At 58.2% G+C, this 9,902-nt stretch carries 10 protein-coding genes; 4 read left to right on the top strand and 6 right to left on the bottom strand.

The features are described from left to right. The coding region (locus D8V06_RS20445) for an aldehyde dehydrogenase family protein (RefSeq protein WP_130931679.1) at positions 1 to 289 on the bottom strand (289 nt) is incomplete at its 3' end. A 61-nt stretch (positions 290 to 350) separates the two neighbouring features. Continuing rightward, positions 351 to 1,262 carry a 5-dehydro-4-deoxyglucarate dehydratase gene (kdgD, locus tag D8V06_RS20440; protein WP_020796617.1) on the bottom strand — a complete coding sequence of 304 codons (912 nt, stop codon included), beginning with the start codon at positions 1,260 to 1,262 and terminating at the stop codon, positions 351 to 353. A gap of 367 nt (positions 1,263 to 1,629) precedes the next feature. Between kdgD and D8V06_RS20435 the strand changes: the two genes are divergently transcribed. Then, entirely contained in the window at positions 1,630 to 2,004 is a 375-nt protein-coding gene (locus D8V06_RS20435) for a hypothetical protein (RefSeq protein WP_130931678.1), read from the top strand. A gap of 6 nt (positions 2,005 to 2,010) precedes the next feature. Beyond that, positions 2,011 to 2,238, top strand: a complete 228-nt coding sequence (locus D8V06_RS20430) for a hypothetical protein (protein ID WP_130908127.1) — start codon at positions 2,011 to 2,013, stop codon at positions 2,236 to 2,238. Here the strand turns inward: D8V06_RS20430 and D8V06_RS20425 are convergent. The 4 genes from D8V06_RS20425 to D8V06_RS20410 form a co-directional block, all read right to left on the bottom strand. Further along, a complete protein-coding gene (locus tag D8V06_RS20425; protein WP_177336588.1) occupies positions 2,235 to 2,984 on the bottom strand; it encodes a FadR/GntR family transcriptional regulator in 750 nt (249 codons plus the stop codon). The two genes, D8V06_RS20430 and D8V06_RS20425, sit on opposite strands and share 4 nt — an antisense overlap. 182 nt (positions 2,985 to 3,166) lie before the next feature. Continuing rightward, complete coding sequence (locus D8V06_RS20420) at positions 3,167 to 4,894, bottom strand: ABC transporter ATP-binding protein/permease (protein ID WP_130906258.1); 1,728 nt, start codon at positions 4,892 to 4,894, stop codon at positions 3,167 to 3,169. A 97-nt stretch (positions 4,895 to 4,991) separates the two neighbouring features. Next, positions 4,992 to 5,552: a response regulator transcription factor gene (locus tag D8V06_RS20415; RefSeq protein ID WP_056855003.1), complete on the bottom strand. Its 561-nt coding sequence runs from the start codon at positions 5,550 to 5,552 to the stop codon at positions 4,992 to 4,994. Beyond that, positions 5,545 to 6,807 carry an ATP-binding protein gene (locus D8V06_RS20410; RefSeq protein ID WP_056855002.1) on the bottom strand — a complete coding sequence of 421 codons (1,263 nt, stop codon included), beginning with the start codon at positions 6,805 to 6,807 and terminating at the stop codon, positions 5,545 to 5,547. The genes D8V06_RS20415 and D8V06_RS20410 overlap by 8 nt, the downstream gene beginning before the upstream one ends. Before the next feature lie 377 nt (positions 6,808 to 7,184). Here D8V06_RS20410 and D8V06_RS20405 point away from each other — a divergent pair, with 377 nt between their 5' ends. Beyond that, positions 7,185 to 7,904, top strand: a complete 720-nt coding sequence (locus tag D8V06_RS20405; RefSeq protein ID WP_056855001.1) for an SIMPL domain-containing protein — start codon at positions 7,185 to 7,187, stop codon at positions 7,902 to 7,904. 461 nt (positions 7,905 to 8,365) lie between these two features. Next, positions 8,366 to 9,902, top strand: a 1,537-nt coding sequence (locus D8V06_RS20400) for an ABC transporter substrate-binding protein (RefSeq protein ID WP_130931677.1), incomplete at its 3' end; no start/stop codon positions are given.

The following is a 9,902-nucleotide window of genomic DNA, read 5'->3' as shown; positions in this document are numbered from 1 at the left end:
GGGTCTTGCCCTCTTCCCGGGCCAGCAGCGTGCCGAGCTCTTCGCGACGGGCGAGGATTTCGCTGCCGACTTTGTCCAGGGAATCGTGACGCGCCTGAATACCGGACGTGGACCAGGCCGGGAATGCGGCACGGGCAGCATCAATGGCGGCGTTGACCTGGGCCAGGTCAGCCTTGGCGTAATCGCCGATGTTGTCGCTCAGCTCGGACGGGTTGATGTTCGCCGAGTAATCGCCACCGGCAACCCATTCGCCGTTGATGTAGTTATCGAAACGCTTTGCATCTGCCACTTTAAGATCTCCTCACGCAAAAGGCCGCTGATCACTCAGCGGCCTTACTTAAACGGATGTGTTACTGCGCACCCTGCTTGTCGATCAGCGCCGCGAGCATTTCATACTCTTCGCCAGTCAGATCGGTCAGCGGCGCCCGCACAGGGCCTGCGTCATAGCCGGCAATTTTTGCCCCGGCCTTGACGATGCTCACCGCATAACCCGCTTTGCGGTTACGGATGTCCAGGTACGGCAGGAAGAAGTCGTCGATGATCTTGCCAACGGTGGCGTGATCTTCGCGAGCGATCGCGTGGTAGAAATCCATCGCGGTTTTCGGGATGAAGTTGAACACCGCCGAGGAGTAGACCGGCACGCCCAGCGCCTTGTAGGCAGCGGCGTAGACTTCAGCGGTCGGCAAACCGCCCAGGTAGCTGAAGCGATCACCGAGGCGGCGACGGATCGACACCATCAACTCGATATCACCCAGGCCATCCTTGTAGCCGATCAGGTTCGGGCAGCGCTCGGCAAGACGTTCCAGCAGCGGCGCGTTCAGGCGGCAAACGTTACGGTTGTAGACCACGACGCCGATGTTGACCGATTTGCACACCGCTTCAACGTGAGCGGCAACACCGTCCTGGCTGGCTTCGGTCAGGTAGTGCGGCAGCAGCAACAGGCCTTTGGCACCCAGGCGCTCGGCTTCCTGTGCGTACTCGATGGCTTGACGGGTCGAACCGCCCACGCCGGCCAGGATTGGCACGCTGGTGGCGCAAGTGTCGACGGCAGTCTTGATGATTTCCGAATATTCGCTGGCCGCCAGAGAGAAGAACTCACCGGTGCCACCTGCGGCGAACAGAGCCGAGGCGCCGTATGGGGCCAGCCATTCCAGACGCTTGATGTAGCCAGCGCGATTGAAGTCGCCCTGTGCATTGAAATCGGTAACCGGGAAAGACAGCAGACCGGAAGAGAGGATGGACTTCAGTTCTTGTGGATTCATTATTCGAACACCCTGGGTTGCGACGTTTGTGTGTGATGACCGTTCAGCCTGCGCTGAAGTTGTAGGTCATCGTACAACTTAAAATACAACCGTCAACTGCATTTCATCGCGCTGGGTGAAAATTGTTCGACAAAAGGCTCGGATACCCCATTTTTAAAAGCCTTTGGTGGGACTGAAGAAGATGGCGCTTCGAATAATGCCAATCCTAGAGATACGTCATCCTAGGACCCTAAGAAGCATAACCGCTTGTCGAAACTGTAATTTCTATCAGTTCCGAATGACGCATCTCTAGAGGGATAACTCTGATCCGGAGCTTGGCATGTGCCGCAACCCATTTCGCCAACCTCGACACTCCAAGGAATACATCATGGCGCTTGAAGCCCCAACGCTTACAGGAATCACAACCCGGCCCGACGATCAGGAAACTGTCGTGGTGTTGTCGAAGCTCCAAGGATATCTGGAAGTCTGCATTCCCGATTCCGCATATTCCTCGCCTTACAACGAAGCCTTTGCAATCTTGAATCTGGACAAGGGCGACCTGGAATGGCGGGGGAAAAAGATCCCTACCGGACAATACAACGAAGACATTGACGACGTCGCAAGAACGCCAAACCTGAAAGTTTACGTCTCCAGAGAAGAAGTGAAGAGACACGTAAACAAGACAGTCACGCTGTGCTACCAGATCGGCGGCGAGAACGAACCACAAACCAGCTCACTGCTGACATTGCGCATCGAATGGTAATCAGTCATGCCAACGAAACATCGATTTAACTTTCCGACCAGCGCCCAGCTCAAGCCGCTGGTCATGCCAATGGAATTCGACCTGCACGTGAGCATTGGAGATTGGGTCGAATTTGAGTTGATGCCGGGAAAAACCCTGGAGGTCACTCAAAAAAAATTCAAGGTATTGAGTGATAACACAGTCGAGTACATCGACTATGTGACGGTGCCAGTGGAAAATCCTGTGCTCCCCTAAACCCGCTGCGCCTCAGCCTCTTCATGGGCATGACGCAACCGCTCGCGGCTGTTGGTCAGGTGCAGGCGCATGGCGGCGCGGGCGGCATCGGAGTCCTGGCGGGCGATGGCATCGTAGATTTCTTCGTGCTCGCGGCTCAGGCGATTCATGTAGTGCTGCTGATCGTCATGGGCCAGCCGCGCGGAGTTGAGCCGAGTGCGCGGAATGATGCTGGTGCCCAGGTGAGTCATGATGTCGGTGAAGTAACGGTTGCCGGTGGACAGGGCAATCTGCAGGTGGAACTGGAAGTCCGAAGCCACGGCATCACTGGCGTGAGACACGCTTTCGTTCAGCGCATCCAGTGCCGCGCGCATCAAGGCCAATTGCTCGGGACTGCGACGCTGGGCAGCGAGGCCGGCGGATTCCACTTCGAGACTGATGCGCAATTCCAGGATCGCCAGCACGTCACGCAAGGTGACCACGGTTGCCGGGTCGATGCGAAAACCACTCGGGCTCGGTGTGTCGAGAACGAAGGTGCCGATACCATGGCGGGTCTCCACCTGCCCCGCCGCCTGCAAACGGGAAATCGCCTCGCGCACCACCGTGCGGCTGACACCATGGGCATCCATGATCGCCGACTCGGTGGGCAACTTGTCGCCACGCTTGAGGTGACCGTCGCGGATCTGCTCGGACAGCACCGTCACCAGTTCCTGAGCGAGGCTGCGGCGCTTGCGAGGTAGGCGTGGTGCGTCGTTCGGGTTTTCCATGGTGGACGTCTGTCTCGAAATATTCGGCTGCTGAAACCGCATCATAGCGCAACGCGGTTGTACGATCACCACCACCCCTGGTAGGAGCAAAGCTTGCTCGCGATGAACGATCACGCGGTCCCAGGTCGAAAACCGCATGATGGTGATCGCGAGCAAGCTTTGCTCCTACAGAGGCATGATGTTCAGGCGGTCACGGCCTGGTCCACCAAGTGCCCATTTTCGATACGCACATGCCGTGGATGGAAGCGCTTGAGACTGCTGCGATGGCCAACGCTGACAATGCTCAGCCCGGGCAATTCGTCGATCAGTGCCTGATACAGCGACGCTTCGTCCTCTTCATCCATCGCCGAGGTCGCTTCGTCCATGTACAGCCATTGCGGGGCGTAAAGCAGCGCGCGGGCAAAGGCCAGTCGCTGTTGCTCACCCGGCGAGAGCATGCGTTGCCAGTGATTGGCTTCATCAATACGCGCCACCAGATGCGGCAATCGGCAGGTTTCCAGGACGTGCGCATAACGCTCGCTCTGATACGTACCGCCATCCTGTGGATAACTCAGCGCTTCACGCAACGTACCGATCGGCAGATACGGCTTTTGCGGCAAGAACAGATAACGCGCCGCCGGCAGACGAATGCTGCCGTGACCGGACGGCCACAGATGCCCCATCGCCCGCAGCAACGTCGACTTGCCGCTGCCGGAACGCCCGCTGAGCATCACGCGCTCGCCCTCCTCCACAGTCAGGTCGGCATTGGTCAGCAAGTGACGGCCGTCGGCCAGGTCCAGGCCCAGGTTGTGCACTTTCAATGCATCACCCTGGTTCTGCACATCGATGGCCGGTGCGCGCTGTTCGTTGTCGGTCATGGCCTGACGGAAGCTGAGCAGACGATCGCAGGTGGCGCGCCAGGAAGCCAGGCTTTGGTAGGCACTGATAAACCAGCTGAAACTTTCCTGCACATTGCCGAACGCCGAGCTGATCTGCATCAACTCGCCCAGTTCGATCTTGCCCGCCAGGTAACGCGGCGAAGCAACGATGAACGGAAAGATAATGGCAGCCTGGTTGTAACCTGCCGTAAAGAAGGTCAGGCGCTTGGACACCTTCATGATGTCCCAGAAATTGTGCCAGACCATCCCGAAGCGGCCGCTCAAGCGACGATTTTCGTTCGGCTCGCCGTTGTACAACGCGATGCTTTCGGCATTCTCACGAATCCGCACCATGGAGAAACGCAGGTCGGCCTCGAAGCGTTGTTGTTGGTTGTTCAGACCGATCAAGCGACGACCGATCAAATGCGTCAGCCAACTGCCCACCACGGCGTAAACCAGCACGCACCAGAACATGTAGCCGGGAATGGTGATACCGAAGACTTCGATACTGCCCGACACGCCCCACAAAATGATCGAGAACGACACCAGGCTGACGATATTGCGCAGCAGACCGATACCCAGTTCAAGGGTGTTGTTGGTGAAGTTGTTGAGGTCTTCGGAAATCCGCTGGTCCGGGTTATCGGTGTAGCCGCCCTGCTCCAGCTGGTAGTAATTCTTGTCGTTGAGCCACCGCGTGAAATGTTTTTCGGTCAGCCAGGCCCGCCAGCGGATCGTCAACATCTGAGTCAGGTAGAGGCGATACACCGCACCGACAATCGCCACCGCCGCAATCGCGCAGAAGTACAGGATCAGGCGCCAGAAAGCGGCTTCGTCTTTCTGTTGCAGCGCGTTATAGAAATCCTTGTACCAGGTGTTGAACCACACCGAGATGCCCACGCTGATCAGTGACAACGCGATCACCGCGATCAACAACGCCCAGGCCTTGGCCTTCTCCTCACTTTGCCAGTAAGGCGTGATCATCGCCCACACTTTGCGAAAAAACTGCCCGCGCACAGCATCGTTGACCGCGGAGTACTCAGCGTTCTGGTTCATGGATAAGGCTCAATAGAGAAAAGTACACGCACGAACCGATCATAGATGATCGGTTCGGTTTGTCGCGAGGAGCGGCCCGCATTCGTTCAGCGCAGGTTCAGCGACGAACGGGGCGCTTCTGCAGTTTGCGCTGCAGCGTGCGGCGGTGCATGCCCAGGGCGCGGGCCGTGGCGGAAATGTTGCCTTCGTGTTCGGTCAAAACCCGCTGAATGTGTTCCCACTGCAAGCGGTCCACCGACATCGGGTTTTCCGGCACCAGGCTGTCGAGGTCGGCGTGTTCGGACAGCAGCGCCGCCAATACGTCGTCGGCATCGGCCGGTTTGCACAGGTAGTTGCAGGCACCACGCTTGATCGCTTCGACGGCGGTGGCAATGCTTGAGTAACCGGTGAGGATGACCACGCGCATTTCCGGATCCATTTCCAGCAACTTGGGCAACAACACCAGGCCGGAATCGCCATCCATTTTCAGGTCCAGTGCGGCGTAGTCCGGCAGATCGGCCTTGGCCAGTTCCAGGCCTTCCTCGGCGGAGCCAGCCGTGCTGACGCGGAAACCACGGCGAGCCATGGCGCGAGCCATGACGCGGGTGAAGGTGGCGTCGTCATCGACCAGCAGCAAATGCGGCAGTTCTTCGCCTTCGACTTGGGTTTCGTCACTCATGTTGGTCTCCTCGGGCGACACGGGGCAGGCGCAGCTCGGTGAGCGTGCCACCTTCCTCATGACTGTAGAGTTTCACTGAGCCGCCGGCGCGTGTCACGCTGGCCTTGCTCAAAAACAGGCCCAGACCGAAGCCTTTGCCCTTGGTGGTAAAAAACGGTTTGCCGATCTGTTCGGCGATAGCCAATGGTACGCCTGCGCCGTGATCGCGGATGCTGATGGTGAGGTTTTCGGCGTCCCAGTCCAGCGTCACCTGCAAGCCCTCCGGGCAGGCATCAGCGGCATTGTTGAGCAAATTCAGCAAGGCCTGGGTCAGGTCAGGCGGTGGCGCCATGCGTGGCACCGTGCCCTGGCCGAGGCGCTGGAAGCGGTAACTGGCCTCCGGACGCATCAGGTGCCAGCGATTGAGCGCTTCGTCGAGCCAATCGGTAACGTCCTGCATTTCCACCGCCAACCGGCGATTGGCCTCGGCGGCGCGTACCAATTGCTGCAAGGTCTCTTTGCACAGCTTGACTTGATCCTGCAACACGCTCAGGTCGTCCTGCAACATCGGGTCGTGATGGTCCTGGCGCATTTCCTTGAGCAGCACGCTCATGGTCGCCAATGGCGTACCCAGCTCATGCGCCGCGCCCGCGGCCTGGGTGGCGACAGCCAGGAGCTGTTGGTCGCGCAGGCCTTCTTCACGGCGGATGGCGCGCAACTCTTCCTGTCGGCGCAGTTCTTCGGCCATGCGAGCGGCGAAGAAGGTGATCACCGCCGCCGCCAGGGCGAAACTCAGCCACATCCCGTACACCTGCAGGTTTTCCCGGGCGATGGGGAAGGTTTGTAGCGGATAGAAGCGTGCCAGCAACAGGGTGTACATCGTCAGCGCGATGCCCGACAGGATCACCGAATAACGCCACGGCAACGTTACGGCAGCGATGGTCAGCGGCACCAGATAATAGGAAACGAAGGGGTTGGTCGAACCCCCGGAGAAATACAGCAAGGCACTGTGGATAAACAGGTCGCAGGCCAGTTGTACGGCGTATTCCAGCTCGGTCACCGGCCATGAGGTGCGCAAGCGAATCGCGGTGAATGCACACAGTAGCATTGAGCAACCGAGGGTGGCGGCCAGTTGAAACCAGGGCAACGGCAACAATTCGAACCAGTAGGCCAGGCCTACCGACCCGGCTTGGGCAGCCAGTACCAAAGTCCGGATGAAAGTCAGCCGCCAGAGATTCTGGCGAGTGGCGGAAGTGATTTGAACGGGGGCGAGCATGAGCTCTCCTGATGAGCGCTCCAGGCGGATCATTGGGAGTATAACCAAGCGGCGCCTTCAGAAGCGAAAGTGCGGCAAACGACCACATGCCAAATCTGATAACGCTGTGGTGGCGAGGGGGCTTGTCGGATCGCCGCACCGTCCCGCTGGACTGCGTAGCAGGCCCGCTCCATCGTACCGGGTAAAACAGGGAGGTCCTGCAATCCGACTTTGCGACTGCTTCGCAGCCGAACGGGAGCAAGCTCCCTCGCCACAAATAGCCCAGCACACGTTATCTGTATAGAAGTTGTAACTGTGCGAACCGGATCATTATCGCTAGAGTCTGATGGGTTCACGCAGGCCCGAACGATTCCCTGCACATCATCCCAGGAGCTTTCATGCACACATTCCGCCGCAGCGCCGCCCTCCTTGCCCTGAGCGTTGGCGCTTTCGCCAGCCTCCCGACCCTGGCGGCCGACGAGCTTCATTACAACCAGATTTCCCTGCGCGCCGAAGTCAGCCAGGAAGTGGCTCGCGACTTGATGATCGTGACCCTCTACACCGAAGAACAAAACACCGACCCGGCCAAACTCGCGGCCGACGTCAGCACCACCATGAACAAGGCGCTGGCCCAGGCCAAACAGGTCAAGGACATCACCCTGCGCCAGGGCAGTCGCAACAGCTATCCGATCTACGACACGAAAGGCCAGAAGATCACCGGCTGGCGTGAACGCGCCGAGTTGCGCCTGGAAAGCACCGACTTTGCCGCCCTGTCGAAGTTGACCGGCGAACTGCTCACAGACCTGAAGATGGGCGGCATGGACTTCGCCATTGCCACGCCAACCCGCAAGGCCAGCGAAGACACCTTGCTCAAGGAAGCAGTGACTGCCTTCAAGGCACGGGCGCAACTGGCAACCGATGCGCTGGGCGGCAAAGGCTACAAAATCGTCAACCTGAACCTCAACAGCAACGGCTATCCGCAACCGTACATGCGCGCGCCGATGATGATGAAAGCGGCCAGCATGGACGAAGCGGCGCCGGTCACTCCACAAGTCGAAGCCGGCACCAGCCAGGTCAGCATGACGGCTGACGGCTCGATCGAAGTGCTGATGCCCTGAGTCGAAGCCACCATGCAATCAGGCGATCACTTGGTGATCGCCTTTTTTTTTGCAAACTGCCATCTATGCTCTATCTGCGACGACAGCAATCCCTGAAAAACAGCCACAGTTGCACTTCGTACAACTCGACCAATTGCAGTGCAACGATAACCACTCCCATCAATCTCTACCCACCCCTTTAGAGCGGGGTATAAATAGGTAACACCTCGCCCCACCCACGGGCAACCCATGCTATATTCGCACCACAAAGGTGCACCAAATGCACTGCAAAAATGCCGCGCAAACGGTCAAATGCGTCAACTTTTATACAAATGCGACATTAAGGTACGTTCGTGCCACCGTTTAAGACCTGCAGTCGCTCAAGATCTTGCATTGGGTATGCCCCCTGCATAAGTATCCGCAGGCACGACTCACGAGGTCGTCCTCAAAATTAAAAAATGACAACAAATCATGAGGCCACCATGCTTAAACAAGCGGTCATTCCGTTTTTAGTCGGCGCCAGCTTATTGGCCGCCGCACCGTTCGCCCAAGCTGCGACCAACCTGGTGTTCTGCTCCGAAGGAAGCCCGGCCGGTTTCGATCCAGGTCAATACACCACCGGAACCGACTTCGACGCCTCTGCAGAAACCATGTTCAACCGCCTGACCCAGTTCGAGCGCGGCGGCACCGCTGTCATTCCTGGTCTGGCGACCAGCTGGGACGTCTCCGATGACGGCCTGACGTACACCTTCCATCTGCGCGAAGGCGTCAAGTTCCACACCACTCCTTACTTCAAGCCGACCCGTGAGTTCAACGCCGACGACGTGCTGTTCACCTTTAATCGCATGATTAACAAGGATGACCCGTTCCGCAAAGCGTACCCGACCGAATTCCCGTACTTCACCGACATGGGGATGGATACCAACATCACCAAGATCGATAAAGTCGACGACAAAACCGTCAAGTTCACCCTCAAGGATGTAGACGCCGCGTTCATCCAGAACATGGCCATGAGCTTCGCCTCGATCCAGTCCGCCGAGTACGCCGCCCAGCTGCTCAAGGAAGGCAAAGCCGCCGACATCAACCAGAAGCCGGTCGGCACTGGTCCGTTCGTGTTCAAGAGCTACCAGAAAGACTCCAACATCCGCTACACCGGGAACAAGGACTACTGGAAGCCGGATGACGTGAAGATCGACAACCTGATCTTCGCCATCACCACCGACCCGTCGGTACGCATCCAGAAACTGAAGAAAAACGAGTGCCAGGTCACCCTGTTCCCGCGTCCGGCCGACCTCAAGGCGCTGCGTGAAGACAAGACCCTGAAGCTGCCTGACCAGGCTGGTTTCAACCTCGGTTACATCGCCTACAACGTGATGGACAAAGTCAAGGGCAGCAACGAGCCGAACCCGCTGGCCCAACTGAAAGTGCGTCAGGCACTGGACATGGCGGTCAACAAGCAGCAGATCATCGACTCGGTTTACCAGGGCGCCGGCCAACTGGCCGTCAACGCCATGCCGCCGACCCAGTGGTCCTACGACACCACCATCAAGGATGCACCGTACAACCCTGAGAAAGCCAAAGAGCTGCTCAAGGAAGCCGGCGTGAAAGAAGGTACCGAAATCGTTCTGTGGGCGATGCCGGTACAGCGTCCGTACAACCCGAACGCCAAGCTGATGGCAGAAATGCTGCAGTCCGACTGGGCGAAAGTCGGCCTCAAGGTCAAGATCCAGAGCTACGAGTGGGGCGAGTACATCAAGCGCTCCAAAGGCGGCGAGAACCAGGCCATGCTGATTGGCTGGAGCGGTGACAATGGTGATCCCGATAACTGGCTGAACGTGCTGTTCGGCTGCGACTCGCTGGAAGGCAACAACTTCTCCAAGTGGTGCGACAAGAAGTTTGACGACATCGTCAAGCAAGCCAAGCGCACTTCGGATCAAGGCAAGCGCACCGAACTGTACAAGCAAGCGCAACACGTCCTCAAAGACGCTGTTCCAATGACACCTATCGCTCACTCGACGG

This window comes from Pseudomonas sp. Sample_24 (assembly GCF_004307605.1).
Classification (GTDB): Bacteria; Pseudomonadota; Gammaproteobacteria; order Pseudomonadales; family Pseudomonadaceae; genus Aquipseudomonas.
Note: the sequence above shows the minus strand (reverse complement) of the source record. Positions and strands in the feature narration are given on the sequence as shown.